Source organism: Isoptericola sp. NPDC056573 (assembly GCF_042793335.1).
In the GTDB taxonomy this organism is placed as follows: Bacteria; Actinomycetota; Actinomycetes; order Actinomycetales; family Cellulomonadaceae; genus Isoptericola.
In genome coordinates this window covers 135260-150658 of the sequence record NZ_JBHTUY010000010.1, presented here as the reverse complement: position 1 = coordinate 150658, position 15399 = coordinate 135260, and the positions used below count along the sequence as shown (strand labels likewise).

The 15399-nt window shown below is 75.2% G+C and carries 15 protein-coding genes; 6 read left to right on the top strand and 9 right to left on the bottom strand.

Translation table 11 applies throughout. The annotated features are described in order from the left end of the window. The first annotated feature begins 42 nt into the window (after positions 1-42). Positions 43-924, top strand: coding sequence for a RecB family exonuclease (locus ACFQ8E_RS17505; RefSeq protein ID WP_430551844.1), 882 nt, complete (start codon positions 43-45; stop codon positions 922-924). Here ACFQ8E_RS17505 and ACFQ8E_RS17500 read toward each other — a convergent pair. Then, the gene (locus ACFQ8E_RS17500) at positions 914-1627 is read right to left on the bottom strand and encodes an HAD family hydrolase (protein ID WP_430551843.1); all 714 of its coding nucleotides are present in this window, start codon (positions 1625-1627) and stop codon (positions 914-916) included. The two genes, ACFQ8E_RS17505 and ACFQ8E_RS17500, sit on opposite strands and share 11 nt — an antisense overlap. Positions 1628-1732: 105 nt before the next feature. On the opposite strand from ACFQ8E_RS17500, the gene ACFQ8E_RS17495 reads away from it, so the two are divergent. Continuing rightward, positions 1733-2629 carry a PAC2 family protein gene (locus tag ACFQ8E_RS17495; protein WP_430551842.1) on the top strand — a complete coding sequence of 299 codons (897 nt, stop codon included), beginning with the start codon at positions 1733-1735 and terminating at the stop codon, positions 2627-2629. A 28-nt stretch (positions 2630-2657) separates the two neighbouring features. On the opposite strand, the gene mshC is transcribed toward ACFQ8E_RS17495, so the two are convergent. Further along, positions 2658-3941 (bottom strand): cysteine--1-D-myo-inosityl 2-amino-2-deoxy-alpha-D-glucopyranoside ligase, encoded by a 1284-nt coding sequence (gene mshC, locus ACFQ8E_RS17490; RefSeq protein ID WP_430551841.1) that lies wholly within the window; start codon positions 3939-3941, stop codon positions 2658-2660. A 42-nt stretch (positions 3942-3983) separates the two neighbouring features. Beyond that, positions 3984-4856 (bottom strand): undecaprenyl-diphosphate phosphatase, encoded by an 873-nt coding sequence (locus ACFQ8E_RS17485; RefSeq protein ID WP_430551840.1) that lies wholly within the window; start codon positions 4854-4856, stop codon positions 3984-3986. Positions 4857-4907: 51 nt separating this feature from the next. Here ACFQ8E_RS17485 and ACFQ8E_RS17480 point away from each other — a divergent pair, with 51 nt between their 5' ends. Beyond that, positions 4908-5873 (top strand): aldo/keto reductase, encoded by a 966-nt coding sequence (locus ACFQ8E_RS17480; RefSeq protein WP_430551839.1) that lies wholly within the window; start codon positions 4908-4910, stop codon positions 5871-5873. Here the strand turns inward: ACFQ8E_RS17480 and ACFQ8E_RS17475 are convergent. Then, the gene (locus ACFQ8E_RS17475; RefSeq protein ID WP_430551838.1) at positions 5855-6214 is read right to left on the bottom strand and encodes a primosomal protein; all 360 of its coding nucleotides are present in this window, start codon (positions 6212-6214) and stop codon (positions 5855-5857) included. The two genes, ACFQ8E_RS17480 and ACFQ8E_RS17475, sit on opposite strands and share 19 nt — an antisense overlap. Positions 6215-6289: 75 nt before the next feature. On the opposite strand from ACFQ8E_RS17475, the gene ACFQ8E_RS17470 reads away from it, so the two are divergent. Continuing rightward, a complete protein-coding gene (locus tag ACFQ8E_RS17470; protein ID WP_430551837.1) occupies positions 6290-6541 on the top strand; it encodes a DUF5703 family protein in 252 nt (83 codons plus the stop codon). A gap of 45 nt (positions 6542-6586) precedes the next feature. Beyond that, positions 6587-7372, top strand: a complete 786-nt coding sequence (locus ACFQ8E_RS17465; RefSeq protein ID WP_430551836.1) for a fructosamine kinase family protein — start codon at positions 6587-6589, stop codon at positions 7370-7372. 25 nt (positions 7373-7397) lie between these two features. On the opposite strand, the gene ACFQ8E_RS17460 is transcribed toward ACFQ8E_RS17465, so the two are convergent. After that, positions 7398-8765, bottom strand: coding sequence for a M20/M25/M40 family metallo-hydrolase (locus ACFQ8E_RS17460; RefSeq protein WP_430551835.1), 1368 nt, complete (start codon positions 8763-8765; stop codon positions 7398-7400). Positions 8766-8877: 112 nt separating this feature from the next. Between ACFQ8E_RS17460 and ACFQ8E_RS17455 the strand changes: the two genes are divergently transcribed. Then, positions 8878-10176 (top strand): lytic polysaccharide monooxygenase, encoded by a 1299-nt coding sequence (locus tag ACFQ8E_RS17455; protein WP_430551834.1) that lies wholly within the window; start codon positions 8878-8880, stop codon positions 10174-10176. Positions 10177-10214: 38 nt separating this feature from the next. On the opposite strand, the gene ACFQ8E_RS17450 is transcribed toward ACFQ8E_RS17455, so the two are convergent. The 4 genes from ACFQ8E_RS17450 to ACFQ8E_RS17435 form a co-directional block, all read right to left on the bottom strand. Continuing rightward, positions 10215-11846: an ABC-F family ATP-binding cassette domain-containing protein gene (locus tag ACFQ8E_RS17450; RefSeq protein WP_430551833.1), complete on the bottom strand. Its 1632-nt coding sequence runs from the start codon at positions 11844-11846 to the stop codon at positions 10215-10217. Positions 11847-12051: 205 nt separating this feature from the next. After that, positions 12052-13029, bottom strand: a complete 978-nt coding sequence (locus ACFQ8E_RS17445; RefSeq protein WP_430551832.1) for an NAD-dependent epimerase/dehydratase family protein — start codon at positions 13027-13029, stop codon at positions 12052-12054. After that, positions 13026-13949: a bile acid:sodium symporter family protein gene (locus tag ACFQ8E_RS17440; protein ID WP_430551831.1), complete on the bottom strand. Its 924-nt coding sequence runs from the start codon at positions 13947-13949 to the stop codon at positions 13026-13028. The genes ACFQ8E_RS17445 and ACFQ8E_RS17440 overlap by 4 nt, the downstream gene beginning before the upstream one ends. Further along, positions 13946-15334, bottom strand: a complete 1389-nt coding sequence (locus tag ACFQ8E_RS17435) for a flavin-containing monooxygenase (RefSeq protein WP_430551830.1) — start codon at positions 15332-15334, stop codon at positions 13946-13948. Before ACFQ8E_RS17435 ends, ACFQ8E_RS17440 begins: the two co-directional genes overlap by 4 nt. Positions 15335-15399 lie beyond the last annotated feature (65 nt).

The window sequence follows — 15399 nt, the reverse complement described above, 5'->3', positions numbered from 1 at the left end:
CCGCCCTACGGCCTGTCGGCGCTCGCCCGTAGGGTGGCGCGCATGACGACGACCGCCGCGCCCGACCCGTCGCCGACGGCGTCACGGGTCCCGGCGCTGTCGCCGTCGCGCGCCGCCGACTTCATGCGCTGCCCCCTGCTGTTCCGGTTCCGCGTGGTCGACCGGCTGCCCGAGCCCCCGGCGTCGGCCGCCGCGCGGGGCACGCTGGTGCACGCCGTGCTCGAGCGGCTCTACGACGCGCCGCGCGGCGAGCGCACGCCGGAGGCGGCGGCCGCCCTGCTGCCCGTCGAGTGGGAGCGCCTCGTCGAGGCGGAGCCGCGGTACGCGACGCTGTTCGACGAGGGCGGCGACGCGGCCGGCACCACGCCGTCGGAGTGGCTCGGCCGGGCGCGGCGGCTCGTCGGCACGTACTTCACGCTGGAGGACCCCAACCGGCTGGAGCCCGAGTCCCGGGAGCTGCGCGTCGAGACGTCGCTCGACGACGGGCCGGTGCTGCGCGGGATCGTCGACCGGCTCGACGTCGCGCCCGGCGGCGCGCTGCGCGTGGTCGACTACAAGACGGGCCGGGCGCCCGGGCCGGGCTTCGAGGGCGCCGCCCTGTTCCAGATGCGGTTCTACGGCCTGGTCCTCTGGCGCGAGCGCGGCGAGGTGCCGCGCATGCTGCAGCTGCTCTACCTCGGCGACGGCCAGGCGCTGCGCGCGGAGCCGGCCGAGCGGGAGCTCGAGGCCACGGAGACCAAGGTGCGTGCGCTGTGGTCGGCGATCCAGGACGCCGCGCACAGCGGGGACTGGCGGCCGCGCCGCAGCCGCCTGTGCGGATGGTGCGCACACCAGTCGCTCTGCCCCGAGTTCGGCGGCACGCCGCCCGTGATTCCCGCCGACGCGCTGCGCGAGCGGCTCGGGGTGGACCCGGTCAGGACGTGAGGTCCACGACCTCACCGGCGCCGATGCGTGCGAGGGTCGCCAGGTCGACCTTCTCGAGCGACGCGGCGCGGCTGAGCCCGTCGAGGTGCGGCACCGGCACGACGGCCTCGACGCCCAGCGTCGCGATCCCGGCGGCGCGCGCCGAGGCGATGCCGGTGGGCGAGTCCTCGATGGCGACGCAGGCGGCGGTGTCGACGCCGAGCCGCTCCGCGGCGAGGAGGTAGGGCTCGGGGTCGGGCTTGCCGCGGGTCACCTGGTCGCCCGTGACGAGCGTCGCGAACGCGCCGTCGGGCCCGCGCGAGACGACCTCCTCGGCCAGCGTCGAGTAGCTCATCGTCACCAGCGCGCACGGCACGCCCGCCTCGGCGAGCGTGGTGAGGAGCTCCAGCGCGCCCGGCCGCCACGGCACCTCCTCGCGCACCTGCTCGACGACCTGACCGAGCAGGCGGTCGACGATCGCGTCGACCGGCAGGTCGACCCCTCCCTGGTCGCGCAGGATCGTCGCGGAGACGGTCAGCGCGTTGCCGACGAGCTGCAGCGCCTGCTCGTGCGTCCACGTGCCGCCGTGCTCCGCGACCAGCTCCTGCTCGGCGCGGATCCAGTACGGCTCGGTGTCCACGAGGGTGCCGTCCATGTCCCACAGGACGGCCGCGGGCAGGGTCGGGGTGGCGGTCTGCGGGGCGGGGGCGAGGGTCTCGGGCACCCGTCCATCGTACGGACCGGGCGCCGCCGGTCCGCCCGTCGGGACGCGTGAGACCGGACACCCGGGCCTGCCCGTGGCCGGGCCGGCGCTGTATACGCTGGACGGATGACGACCGAGCCGGAGACCACCGGGCGCCACGCCGCGCGGCAGACCGTGATGATCGCCGCGTTCGAGGGATGGAACGACGCCGGCAGCGCCGCCACCGCCGCCCTGACCCACCTCGCCCACGTGTGGGACGCCCGCCAGGTGCGCGAGCTCGACCCCGAGGACTACCACGACTTCCAGGTGAACCGGCCCGTGATGGAGACCGGCCCGGACGGGGAGCGCTCGATCACCTGGCCGACCACGACGGTCTCCGTGGCCGAGCTGCCCGACCGGACCGTGGTGCTGGTGCACGGCATCGAGCCGTCGTTCCGGTGGCGCTCGTACTGCGCCGAGCTGCTCGACCTGGCCGCCGAGCTGGGCGTCCGCACCGTCGTGACCCTGGGCGCCCTGCTGGCCGACGTGCCCCACACCCGGCCCATCCCCATGACCGCGACGACGGAGAGCTCGGGCCTGCAGGCGGTGCTCGACGTCGAGCCCAGCACCTACGAGGGCCCGACCGGCATCGTGGGCGTGCTGCAGCACGAGGCCGACCGGCGCGGGTTCCAGGCGGTGTCGCTGTGGGCCGCCGTGCCCCACTACGTGGCCAACCCCCCGTCGCCCAAGGCGACCCTCGCGATCCTCACCCGCGTCGAGGAGCTCATCGCCGCGCCGGTGCCCCTCGGCGACCTGCCCGAGGACGCCGAGGCGTGGCAGCACGGCGTCGACGAGCTCGCGTCGGACGACGCCGAGATCGCCGAGTACGTGCAGCAGCTCGAGGAGGCGAAGGACACCGCCGACCTGCCCGAGGCGACGGGCGAGGCCATCGCGCGGGAGTTCGAGCGCTACCTGCGGCGGCGCGACGTCGGCGGCGAGAAGGGCACCGACAAGGGCGGCGACAAGGGACCCGACAAGCCCTGACGCCGGGCCCGGCGTCAGGGCGGCGAGGTCAGAGGCGGACGCCGAGGAGCGCGTTCACCGCGCGCGCCAGGACGCCGGGCGCGCCCTCGTGGTCGTCGGTCGTGTCGCGGCCGGGCGCGAGCGCCACGTCGGCCCAGCGGTCCACGGCGGCGAGCGCGGCGGGGCCGTCGAGGTCGTCCGCGAGCGCCGCGCGCAGCGCGGCCAGCGTCGCGGTCGCGTCGGGTCCGCCGTTGCCGGAGACGGCGGTGCGCCACCGCTCGAGCCGCGCGACGCCGGCCTCGAGGTCGGCGTCGGTCCACTCCCACTCGGTGCGGTAGTGGTGCGCCAGCAGCGCGAGGCGGATCGCCATGGGGTCCACGCCCGCGCGTCGCAGCGCGGAGACGAACACGAGGTTCCCGCGCGACTTGCTCATCTTCTCGCCCTCGTAGGCGACGAGCCCGGCGTGCACGTGCACCCCGGCACCGCCGCCGCCCAGCAGGCGGTCGTGCGAGGTGGACATCTCGTGGTGCGGGAAGAGCAGGTCGGCTCCCCCGCCCTGCAGGTCGAACGGCAGGCCCAGCCCGTCGCGGGCGATGACGGCGCACTCGATGTGCCAGCCGGGACGCCCGGTGCCGAGGGACGCGCCGTCCCACGCGGGCTCGCCGGGGCGCTCCCGGCGCCACAGCAGCGGGTCGAGGGCGTTCTTCTTGCCCTCGCGCTGCGGGTCCCCGCCACGCTCGGCGAACAGGGCCTCCATCGTCGCCGCGTCGAGCCTGGCCACCCGCCCGAAGTCGCGGTCGGCGGAGAGGTCGGCGTACACGTCGCCCAGGCCCGGGTCGTCGCCGCCTGCCCCCGGCTCGATCGGCACCCGGTACGCGGCCCCCTCGTCCAGCAGCCGCTCGACGGCGGCCACGACGGCAGGCACGGACTCGACGGCGCCGGTCCAGGTGGCGGGCGGCACCATGCCGAGTGCGGTCATGTCCTCGCGGAACAGCGCGATCTGGTCGGCCGCGAGATCGCGCCAGTCGACCCCGGTGGCGTCCGCACGCTCCAGCAGCGGGTCGTCGACGTCGGTGACGTTCGAGACGAAGGTCACGTCCTTGCCGGCGTCGAGCCACGCCCGGTGCAGCAGGTCGAACGCCAGGTAGGTGTTCGCGTGCCCGAGGTGGGTCGCGTCGTACGGGGTGATCCCGCAGACGTAGTAGCGGGCGGTGCCCCCCGGGGCCGGGTCCACGAGCCGCCCGGTGCTGCTGTCGTGCACCCGGACGGGGGTGCGGCGGCCGTCGGCCGGTTCGGGGAGCTCAGGGATCTGCGGAGTGGGCCAGGAACGCACGCGCTCAGGCTACCGGCCCTTCGCCGAGACCAGATCACCTGGTCAGACGACGATGCCGCCGTTCGCGGTCAGCACGCCGGTCAGGAGCAGGACCACGACTACGGCGGCGAGGCCGAGGCGGTACCAGACGAACGGCATGAACGAGTGCGTGGTGATCAGCTTGAGGAACCCGATGATGACGACGTAGCCGACGACGAACGCGACGAGCGTGGCGACCAGGGTCGCGCCCGCGCCCGGCGACCCGGGGGCCGGGTCCTCGCCCACGGACTTGGCGAGCTGGTAGAAGCCCGACATCAGCACCGCGGGGATGGCCAGCAGGAACGAGTAGTCCGCGGCGGCCTTGCGGGTGAACCCCATGAGCAGCCCCGCGGTGATCGTGCCCCCGGAGCGCGACACTCCCGGGATGAGCGCGAGCGCCTGGGCGAATCCGAACCCGATCGCGCGCTTCGGGTTGAGCTCGTCGAGCCGACGGGTGCGGCGGCCGATCTTGTCCGCCCAGCCGAGCAGCAGGCCGAAGACGACCAGGGTCGTGACGGTGATCCAGAGGTTGCGCAGGTAGGTCTCGATCTGGTCCTGGAAGAGCAGGCCGAGCACACCGATCGGGATCGAGCCGAGGGCGATGTACCAGGCCATGCGGGCCTGGTCGTCGTGGGCGCCCATCCGCGAGCGCCAGTCGCTGCCGTGCGTGCCCACGAGGGACTTCCACCAGGCGACGCAGATGTCCCGGATGGTGCGGCGGTAGTAGAGCAGCACGGCGGCCTCGGTGCCGATCTGGGTGATCGCGGTGAACGCGGCCCCGGGGTCGGTCCCGCCGAGCAGCTCCCCCACGATGCGCAGGTGCGCGCTCGAGGAGATCGGCAGGAACTCGGTCAGGCCCTGGACCAGGCCGAGCAGGATCGCTTCCCAGGCATTCACGGGCGGTCACACTACCCGGACCTGCAGGGTTTCCCGGTAGCGTGGCCCGCCATGGAGCGTCGTCAGGTGGGCCGTACGGGCCTGCGCGTGTCCGAGCTCGGCCTGGGGACGATGACCTGGGGCCGGGACACCGACGACCTGGACGCGGCGGAGCAGCTGCGCGACTTCGTCGACGGGGGCGGGACGCTCGTCGACACCGCCGCGACGTACGGCGACGGGGACGCGGAGCGCGTCATCGGCTCGCTGCTGGACGGCAAGGTCTCGCGCGACGAGGTGGTGCTGTGCACCAAGGGGGGCGTGCGGGCGGGCCGCTCGGGCGCCCGCGTCGACGCCTCCCGGGCGGGCCTGCTCGCCGACCTCGACGCGTCCCTCGCCCGGCTGGGCACCGACCACGTGGACCTGTTCCTGGTCGCCTGCCCCGACCCGGCGACGCCGCTCGCCGAGACGGTGTCGGCGCTGCGGCTCGCGGTGGCCTCCGGCAGGGCCCGCTACGTCGGGCTCTCGAACCACCCCGGCTGGGCGTCCGCCCGGGCCGCGACCCTGCTGGAGGCGGACGGCACCGGGCTCAGCGCGCTCGAGCTGGAGTACTCCCTGCTGCAGCGCGGCGCGGAGCGCGACGTGGCCCCCGCCGCCGACGCCCTCGGGCTCGGGCTGCTGGCCTGGTCACCCTTGGGGCGCGGCGTGCTCACCGGCAAGTACCGGCGGGCGATCCCGGCGGACTCCCGCGCGGCGTCGGCGCACCTCGCCGCGTTCGTCGACCCCTACCTGGACGCGGCCGCGTCGTCCGTCGTCGAGGCCGTCGCCACCGCGGCCGACGGGCTCGGGCGCGCGCCGCTCGAGGTCGCTCTCGCCTGGCTGCTGGCCCGCGACACGGTCGCGAGCGCGATCGTCGGTGCGCGGACGCCGGCCCAGCTGCGGGCGTCGCTCGCCGCCACCGACCTCGACCTGCCGGGCGAGGTCCACGCCGCGCTCGACGACGTCTCCGCCCCGGAGATCGGCTACCCCGAGCGCTGGTAGGCCTGCCCCGGGGCGTCGGCCGGGCGGTCGGCGGGCGAGCCCGCCAGGTCGGGACCCTCGAGGTCCGTGTCGAGCTCGGCGTCGAGGTCGTCGTCCCCCTCGTCGTCGTCATCGTCCTCGTCGTCGTCCCCGTCGTCGTCCCCGTCGTCGAGGAAGAAGGGCGTGACCTCGGAGTAGACCTGGGCCAGCGAGTCCTCGTAGACCTCGAACGCGTCGGCCAGGACCTCGTAGGCGTCGTCGACCGCAGGATCGTCGTCGCCCCGGCGGGTCGACACCGCGTGGTAGTGGGCCTCCAGCGCGGCGACGAAGCGGTCCAGCGCGGCACGCGGGTCTGCGGTCATGCTCTGACCGTAGCGCCCCACGGGGCACAATGGGCAGACGAAAACCGCCCGCCAGCACTTCGGGAGGAACAGCGGATGGCTTCGATCCCGTCGACGTCGCAGGCAGACGCGCGCCCCGGCGCGCCGTCCGCCTGGCGCAAGCACGGACAGTACGAGTACCGCGTGCTGACCATCGACCGGGGCACCAGCGTCCCGGACGCGCGCAAGATGCTCACCGAGGAGGCCGAGTACGGCCGGTGGGAGCTCGCGCGCACCCGCCTCTACATCGGCGGCGAGCGCCGGGTGTGGCTGCGTCGCAAGATCATCAAGGTCAGCGCCACCTTCTGACCGGCCGGCACGTCAGCACGCATGCCAGGACGCAGGTCAGGACGTATGGCCGACGCCTTCCGCAAGTCGCGGGCGCACGCGCCGCCGGGGTTCTTCGCCACCGAGGCGGCCGGGCTCCGCTGGCTCACCGTGCCGGGCGGCCCGCGGGTCGCCCGGGTGCTGGAGCACGGAGCGGAGCACCTCGACCTGGAGCGCGTCGACCCGGCGCGCCCCACGCCCGACGCCGCGCGCGACCTGGGCCGTCGCCTCGCCGTGCTGCACCGAGCGGGCGCCGCCGGGTTCGGCGTCCTTCCGCCCGGCGCGGGGCGCGGGTACTTCGGTCCGCTCGACGACCCCCTGCCCCTGGTGGCGGGGACCTGGGGCGACTGGCCCGCGTTCTACGCGCACGCCCGGCTCCGGCCAGTCGTCGCGCAGGGCCGGGAGCGAGGCGTGCTCACCGCGCAGGACGCGGCCGCCGTCGAGCGGGTGTGCGGTCGGCTCGGCGTCCTCGCGGGCCCCGCGGCGCGAGAGGCGCCGGCCCGCGTGCACGGCGACCTCTGGTCCGGGAACGTGCTGTGGTCGCAGGGCCCGGGAGGCTCCGCCGAGGCGGTGCTCATCGACCCGGCCGCCCACGGCGGGCACCGGGAGGCCGACCTCGCCATGCTGGCGCTCTTCGGGGCGCCGCACCTCGACGCGGCCCTCGCGGGCTACGAGGCCGCGTGGCCCCTCGCCCCCGGGTGGCGTGAGCGGGTCCCGCTGCACCAGCTGTACCCGCTCGCCGTGCACGCCGTGCTCTTCGGCGGCGGGTACGTCGAGCAGACGCGCCACCTGCTCGCCCGGCTGGGCGGTTGACGGGGGCGTCCGACGGCGACGGCGCTCAGCAGTCGCGCAGCAGGCGGTCCAGCACGCGCGTGCCGAAGCGCAGCGAGTCGACCGGCACCCGCTCGTCGACGCCGTGGAACATCCCGGAGAAGTCGAGGTCGGCGGGCAGGCGCAGCGGGGCGAAGCCGTACCCGGTGATGCCGAGCCGCGACAGCGACTTGTTGTCGGTGCCGCCCGAGAGCGTGTACGGCAGCACCGCGGCCCCCGGGTCCTCGGCGAGGAGGGAGGCGACCATCGAGTCCACGAGGTCGCCGGAGAACGGCACCTCGAGCGCGGTGTCCTGGTGGATCGGCTCGACGCGCACGGCGGGACCGGCGAGCTCGCGCAGCGTCGCCATCCCCTCCTCCTCGTGGCCGGGCAGGAGGCGCACGTCGACGGTGGCCTCGGCCCGCCCGGGGATGACGTTCGCCTTGTATCCCGCGTCCAGCTGCGTGGGGTTGGACGTGTGCCGCACCGTGGCGCCCACGAACTTCGCGGCCGGGCCCAGCGCCGCGACGAGCGCGTCCACGGCGGCGGGGTCCTCGCCGTCGAACCGCAGGCCCGTGAGGTCGGAGACCCCGCGCAGCAGCTTCTCCACCGTCGGGGTCAGCGTGTACGGCCACGGGTGCTGCCCGATCCGCGCGACCGCCGCGGCGAGCTCGGTCACGGCGTTCTCGGCATTGACCTGGGAGCCGTGGCCGGCCCGGCCGTCGGCCACGAGCCGGAGCCAGGCGAGGCCCTTCTCCGCCGTCTGCAGCAGGTAGGCGCGCCGCCCGCCGACCTCGACGGAGAAGCCGCCCACCTCGCTGATCGCCTCGGTGGCGCCGTCGAAGAGCTCGGGCCGGTGTTGCACGGCCCACTGCGCGCCGCGCACGCCGCCGGCCTCCTCGTCGGCGAAGAAGGCGACGACGACGTCGCGCGCCGGGCGGCGCCCCTCGCGGACCATCTGCCGCACGACGGACAGGATCATCGCGTCCATGTCCTTCATGTCCACCGCGCCGCGGCCCCACAGGAGCCCGTCGATCTCCTCGCCGCCGAACGGGTCGACGGACCAGTCGTCGGCCGCGGCCGGCACCACGTCCGTGTGCCCGTGCAGCACCAGCGCGGGCCGGCTCGGGTCCGTGCCCTCGAGCCGCGTCACGACCGACGTGCGGCCGGGCTCCGACTCGAACAGCTCCACCTCGAGCCCCACCTCGGTGAGCAGCCCGGCGACGAGCTCCGCCGCCCGTCGCTCCCCCGGCCCCTCGCCGTTGCCGTAGTTGGAGGTGTCGATCCGCAGCAGGTCACGACAGATGCCCACCACCTCCTGCTCGGCGGAGGGGTGCGCGGACGGGGGCGTCGTGGGAGGCGTGCTCGGGCGCGGGGCGAGGGGCTGGGACGTCACCCGGACACCGTACCGGCGCCCGTGCGCGAAACGTTTAGCCGGGGTGACGCCGTCCGCACCGTGGACCACCGTCGTGCCCACGCACCCACGGACCTCGAGGAGGAGGACCATCATGCGAAGACTCGCGGCATCCCTCGCGGCAGCCGTGCTCGCCGCCGTCGGCGTCGTCGCCGTCGTCGGCCAGCCCGCCGCCGCCCACGGGGCGGAGGTGTTCCCCGGTTCCCGGCAGTACCTGTGCTGGGTGGACGCCCAGACCCCGAACGGACAGCTCGACCCGAGCAACCCCGCGTGCGCCGACGCGCTCGCCGAGAGCGGACCGAACGCCTACTACAACTGGTTCGGCAACCTGGACTCGAACGGCGCCGGCCGCACCGAGGGGTACATCCCCGACGGCACCATCTGCTCCGGCGGCGACCGAGGACCGTACGACTTCTCCGCGTTCAACGCGCCGCGCACCGACTGGCCGACGACGCACCTCACCGCGGGCGCCACGTACGAGTTCCAGCACAACAACTGGGCCGAGCACCCGGGCCGGTTCGACGTCTACGTGACGAGGGAGGGCTTCGACCCGACCCAGCCGCTCGGGTGGGCGGACCTCGAGCTGGTCGACTCCGTGACGGACCCGCCGGACACCGGCGGCCCGGGAGGCGACAACTACTACTACTGGGACGTCACCCTGCCCGCCGACCGCACCGGGAGCCACGTCGTCTTCACGCACTGGGTGCGCTCGGACAGCAGCGAGAACTTCTACAGCTGCTCGGACGTGGAGTTCGACGGCGGCGACGGGGAGGTCACCGGCATCGGCGACGACACCGGGCCCGTGGACCCGCCCGCCTGCCCGGACGAGGCCCCGGGAGTCCCCGGCGAGGTCATGGCCCACGACGTGCGGGCCACCCGGGCGCACCTCATGTGGGGCGTCTCCCGGACCGGCTGCGTGACGGGGTACGACGTGCTCGACGCCGCCACGGGCGAGGTCCTCGCGGCGACCGACGAGTCACCCATGGTCGACCTCACCGGGCTGGACCCCGGCTCGACCTACGAGGTGACGGTGCGGGCCCGCAACGACAACACCGGGGCGGTCTCCGACGCCACGCCGATGGCGTCCTTCACCACGACGACCGACGACGGCGGGACGACCGACGGCGCGTGCACCGCGGCCTACACCACGACGAGCTCGTGGTCCGGCGGCTACCAGGGCCAGATCGTCGTCACCGCCGGCGACGCCGACCTGGCGACGTGGGAGGTCGACGCCGCCGGCATCACCTCCACGAACATGTGGGGCGGCGAGCTGGCGGGCGGCGTCGTCACCCCGGTGGCGTGGACCGCGCACGTCGGCGCGGGCCAGAGCGTGACGGTCGGCTTCGTCGGGGCCGGCCAGGCGCCAGACAACGGAGCCCTCCCCTGCTCCTGACCGGCCGGACGGACGGCTGACGGACGCTCGCCGGGCGGCTACGACCGCCGCTCGGCGAGCGTCCCGTCCGCGGCCAGCACCAGCTCGGCGTCGAGTCCGAGCCGGTCGAGGAACGCCCGGTCGTGGCTCACCACCAGCAGCGCGCCCCGGTACGCGGCGAGCGCCTGCACCAGCTGGTCCGTGCTGGCGATGTCGAGGTTGTTCGTGGGCTCGTCGAGGACCAGCAGCTGGGCGGGCGGGTCGGCCAGCAGCAGCCGCGCGAGGGTGACGCGGAACCGCTCGCCGCCCGACAGCGTCGCGACCGGGCGGCCCACCTGGTCGCCGCGCACGAGGAACCGCGCCAGCCGGTTGCGCAGCTCACCGGGCGCGACGTCCGGCGCGCCGGTCCGCACGGCGTCGAGCACCGTCTGGTCGTCGTCGAGCACGTCGAGCCGCTGCGGCAGGTAGCCGACCCGGTCGGTGAGCGCGTCGGCGACCGCCCCCGTGCCGACGTCGGTGCCCCCGGGCGCGACCCCGACGAGCCGCTCCAGCAGCGTCGTCTTGCCGACGCCGTTGGGGCCGGTCAGCGCCACGCGCTCCGGCCCGGCGAGCACGACCTCGCGTCCGTCCGTGCCGCGCAGGACGGCGAGGCGCCGGCCCGCGGGCACGTCCGGGTCGGGCAGGTCGACGACGATGCGGTCGTCGGCGCGCACGGAGAGCTCCGCGGCCTCGACCGCGGCCCGGGCGTCGGACTCCTTCCCGGCGGCCTGGCCACGGCGGGCTGCCTGCGACTTCTCCGCGGAGTTGCGCCGGTCGTTGATCGCCGCCTTGACGTAGCGGCGCTCCACGACGTCCTTGCGGCCCCGGCGCTCGGAGTGGGCGATGCGCTCCTCGGCCTTGATCCGCTCCCGCTTCTCGCGGCGCAGGACCTGCTCGGCGTCGCGCAGGGCGGCCCGCGCCGCCTCCTGCTGCGCCGCCAGGTGCTCCTCGTACTGCGCGTACGTGCCGCCGTAGGTGGTGAGGGACCCGGTGCGCAGCTCGGCGGTCTCGTCGACCAGCTCGAGCAGCTCCCGGTCGTGCGAGACGACGACGAGCGCGCCGCGCCACGTGCGCACGATCTCGTGCAGCCGCTCCCGGGCGGCGCCGTCGAGGTTGTTGGTCGGCTCGTCCAGGAGCGCGACGTCCGCGCCGCGCAGCCGCACACCGGTGACGGCGACGAGCATCGCCTCGCCGCCCGAGAGGGTGCCGACCGGCCGGTCGAGCACGCCGTCGCCGGACGGCAGCCCCGTGCCGGCGAGCTCGGCGTGGGCGCGCTCCTCGACGTCCCAGCCGTCGCCGACGACGTCGAAGAGCGCAGCGAGGCGGTCCTCGGGCACCTCGCCGGCGGTGATGGCGCGCACCGCGTCGACGACGTCGCGCACGCCGAGCAGGTCCGCGACCGTGGCGTCCGTGTCGAGGGTGAGGCGCTGCGGCAGGTAGTCCGCGACGCCGGACACGTTGATCGACCCGGACGTCGGTCGCAGGCGCCCGGCGACGAGGCGCAGCAGGGTGGACTTCCCCGCGCCGTTGAGACCGACGAGGCCGGTGCGGCCGCGGGAGAAGGCGCCGGACACGCCGGCGATCGGGGTGGCCCCGTCGGGCCAGGAGAAGGTGACGTCCTGCAGGACGACGGAGGGATGGGTAGCGGGCACGGAGGACTCCAGCGGTGCGGGAACGGCGGACGGCGGGTGCGTCGACGCCGCTCCTCGGGCCGGCACTCGAGCGTGCTGGCGGCGGGGAGCCTCGGGGTCGACGCGCTAGGCGGTCGTCCGGATGCCCGTCATCGCTGTGGTGCGCCTCTCGTCCTGGAGCCGTCCCCTCTCACGCGCGGCGGAGGCCGCGGGGACGGCGTCGATGCTACCCGACCTCCGCACGGGGGCCACCTGTTTCCGGCTCCGGCGTGCCCCGGCCGCGCAGCCAGGTGTCGAACGCCTCGCGCGACGTCAGCCGCGGCTCGTACAGCTCGGCCTTGAGCCGGGAGTTGTCGAGCACCGGCCGATAGCGGAGGAACCCGACGCGCTCCGGCCCGTGCACCGTGAGGCGCAGGGCGTGCCCGACGCGCAGCGCGGCGGCGAGCGCCCACGCCGGGACGTCCAGCGTGGGCCGGCCGAGGCGCGCCGCGATGTCGGCCACGGTCATCGCGCCGTCGCCGCACACGTTGAACGTGCCCGTGGTCGTCCCGGTCGCGCCGGCGACCACCGCGCCGGTGACGTCGTCGACCCACGCGAAGACGAACGGGCTCTCCGCACCGCGCACCCGCAGCAGGCGGCGCGCCTCCCACAGGGCCGTGATCTGGTTGTCGACGCCGGGGCCGAGGATCGTCCCGATGCGCAGCACCACCTGGCCCAGGCCCGGGTGGTCGGCGCGGTACCGCGCGAGCATCTCCTCGACCTCGCGCTTGTGGCGCGAGTACGTGAACTCCTCGTTGCCGCGCACCGGGTCGGCCTCGGTCAGCGGCACCCGGTTGTCCGCGTGGTAGCCGTAGGCCGCTCCCGAGGACGAGATCACCACCCGGTGGACCCCGGCCGCCACGCAGGCGTCGAGGACGTGCCGGGTGCCGTCGACGTCGACGGCCCGCTCGGTCGCGGCGTCGAGGGTTCCCGGGTTCACGATGGCCGCGAGGTGCACCACCGTGTCGACGTCGTGCGCGTCGATCACCCGGCGCACCGAGGCGGGGTCCGTGACGTCGAGCCGCTCCCACGCGGCGCCGTCGGGCACCCGGGCCTCGCGCAGGTCGCCGGCGACGACGTGCGCGACGTCGTCGTGCGCCGCGAGGGCCGCCACCGCGTGCGACCCGAGGAACCCGGCGCCGCCGGTGACCAGGACGCGCCTCATGCCGCCACCTCCGTGCGGGCCGCGCGGGCCCGTGTCCGGCGCGCCCAGACGGTCGCCAGCGCCAGCCCGGCCACGATGTCCCAGACGCCCCACCAGCCGGCGACGACGGCCATGCCGCCCAGCCCGCCGAAGAACGTGAACACGAGGCCGAGCCCGAGGCCCGCGTTGCGGATGCCGACCTCGAACGTGACCGCCTTGACCTCCCGCGCCCCGAGGCGGCCCGCCCTCCCGGCGAGGTACCCCAGGCCCAGGGCGGCGGCGTCGTGCAGGAACACGGCCAGCAGGACCACGCCGATGGAGGCGACGAAGACCGCGAAGTTGCCCGCGAGCGCCGCGACGATGAAGCCGACGAGCGCCACGAGGCTCACCCAGCGCACCGGGCGGTGCACCCGCGCGGCGAGCGCGGGCCAGCGCGTGCGCACGAGCATCCCGACGGCGAACGGCACCCCGATGACCAGGAGGATCTCGAGCAGCATCTGCCCCGCGTCCAGGCGCACGTCGGTGAGGATCGCGCCCGCCGTCGGGTGCAGCGACCCCCACAGGGCGAGATTGAGCGGCATCGCGACGATGTAGATCGCGTTCCCGACGGCGGTGAGCGAGACCGACAGCGCCACGTTGCCGCCCGAGCGGTGCGTCAGCACCTGGGACACGTTCCCGGGCGGGCAGCACGCGACGAGGATCATGCCGAGCGCGACCGACGCCTGCACGTCGAGCAGCAGCGTGAGCCCGAAGGTCACGGCGGGGAGCGCGACGAGCTGCGCGACCAGCGCCAGCACGGCCGCCCGCGGCGCGCGGCGCAGCGCCCGGAAGTCCGCGGGCGACGTGTCGAGCGCGATGCCGAGCATGATGAGGCCGAGCACGAGGTCGAGGACGACCATCGACCCGGGCGCGAAGCGGACGGCGACGTCGTCGATGTTCACGCCGTGCCCTCCCCGGACGGCGCGGGGGCCAGCTCGGCCGCGAGGCGCCGCACCGTGCGCCGGTAGGCGTCCTTGTTCACGTAGTAGCTCATCCGCTCCAGCCCGAGGTAGCGGTAGCCGCCGGTCAGGTCCGGCCACGGCTCGGTCAGGCGCCGTCGGAAGCGCACGGCCCGCGCGCGGGCGGCGGTGTCGCCGCCGGTGCCGGCCGCCTCGGCCGCGAGGTAGTGCGCCACCAGCTCGGCCTGCTCGGCGCGGCCCTGCCAGCCGATGCCGGACGCCTCGAGCATCCCGACGACGAACAGCCCGTTGCCCGACGGCGGCACGATGTTGCAGAACAGCCGCGGCGCCGTGCCCGAGCCGGGGCCGGACCAGGCCAGGTGGCGCGGGTCCAGGAACGGGTAGTCGAGCCGGTAGCCGGTGGCGAGCAGCACGAGGTCGTAGTCGTCGCTGCTGCCGTCGGCGAAGTGCACCGTCCGGCCCTCGCACCGGTCGACGTCGGCCCGCACGCGCAGGTCGCCCTGCCCGGCGTGCTGCAGCACGAGGGAGTTCACCACGGGGTGCGACTCATAGATCCTGTGGTCCGGCTCGGGGAAGCCGAAGCGGCGCGGGTCCCCGTTGAGGAGTCGCAGGAGACGGGAGTCGACGGCCTGCTTGATCCGGGCGGGCAGCGGCCGGCCCTGGTTGAGCGTGTCGGTCGGTCGGCCCAGCAGGTAGCGCGGCACGAACCAGTAGCCACGCCGCACCGACAGGTCGACCGACGCGGCGCGGTGGACGGCGTCCACGGCGATGTCGCAGCCGGAGTTGCCGCCCCCGACCACGAGGACCCGCCGGCCCTCGAGCACGTCCGCGCTCTTGTACGCGCTCGAGTGCAGCACCTCGCCGGCGAACTCCCCGGGGAGGGTCGGCACGTTCGGCTCGGCGAGCGTGCCGTTCGCGACGACGACGTGCGAGTACGTGCGCTCGACGGCTCCGGCCGTCGGGTCCGGCGCCGGGCCGGCGGGCTCGGACCGCACCACCCAGCCGCTGCGGCCGGTGTCGTCGCCGTCGGCCGGCACCACCGCGGTCACGCGCGTGCCGAAGCGGAAGCGCTCCCGCAGCCCGAACTCGTCCGCGTAGGCGCGGAAGTAGCGCAGCAGCTCGCGGTGGCTCGGGTAGTCGGCCGCGGAGTCCATCGGCAGCTCGTCGAACTGCGTCGTGGTGCGCGAGGAGATGAGGTGCGCGGACTCATAGACGGTCGAGCGCGGGTTGTCGATGTCCCACAGCCCGCCGACGTCCGTGTGGGCCTCGTACCCGTCGAAGGCGAGCCCGGCGCGGTCCAGCGCCCGTGCGGCGGCCAGGCCCGACGGCCCCGCCCCGATCACCGCGACCCGTCGTTCCAGCCCCATCGCCAGCCTCCATGCTCCCGGCGCGCGCCGTGCGTGCCTCGATCCGCGCCCTTGCGCGCAGGGAG

Excerpts from the sequence above, each read along its gene's own strand:
- ACFQ8E_RS17455 (WP_430551834.1), top strand. The coding sequence starts at position 8,878 with ATGCGAAGACTCGCGGCATCCCTCGCGGCAGCCGTGCTCGCCGCCGTC.
- ACFQ8E_RS17505 (WP_430551844.1), top strand. The coding sequence starts at position 43 with ATGACGACGACCGCCGCGCCCGACCCGTCGCCGACGGCGTCACGGGTC.
- ACFQ8E_RS17480 (WP_430551839.1), top strand. The coding sequence starts at position 4,908 with ATGGAGCGTCGTCAGGTGGGCCGTACGGGCCTGCGCGTGTCCGAGCTC.
- ACFQ8E_RS17470 (WP_430551837.1), top strand. The coding sequence starts at position 6,290 with ATGGCTTCGATCCCGTCGACGTCGCAGGCAGACGCGCGCCCCGGCGCG.
- ACFQ8E_RS17495 (WP_430551842.1), top strand. The coding sequence starts at position 1,733 with ATGACGACCGAGCCGGAGACCACCGGGCGCCACGCCGCGCGGCAGACC.
- ACFQ8E_RS17435 (WP_430551830.1), bottom strand. The coding sequence starts at position 15,334 with ATGGGGCTGGAACGACGGGTCGCGGTGATCGGGGCGGGGCCGTCGGGC.
- ACFQ8E_RS17465 (WP_430551836.1), top strand. The coding sequence starts at position 6,587 with ATGGCCGACGCCTTCCGCAAGTCGCGGGCGCACGCGCCGCCGGGGTTC.
- ACFQ8E_RS17445 (WP_430551832.1), bottom strand. The coding sequence starts at position 13,029 with ATGAGGCGCGTCCTGGTCACCGGCGGCGCCGGGTTCCTCGGGTCGCAC.
- ACFQ8E_RS17475 (WP_430551838.1), bottom strand. The coding sequence starts at position 6,214 with ATGACCGCAGACCCGCGTGCCGCGCTGGACCGCTTCGTCGCCGCGCTG.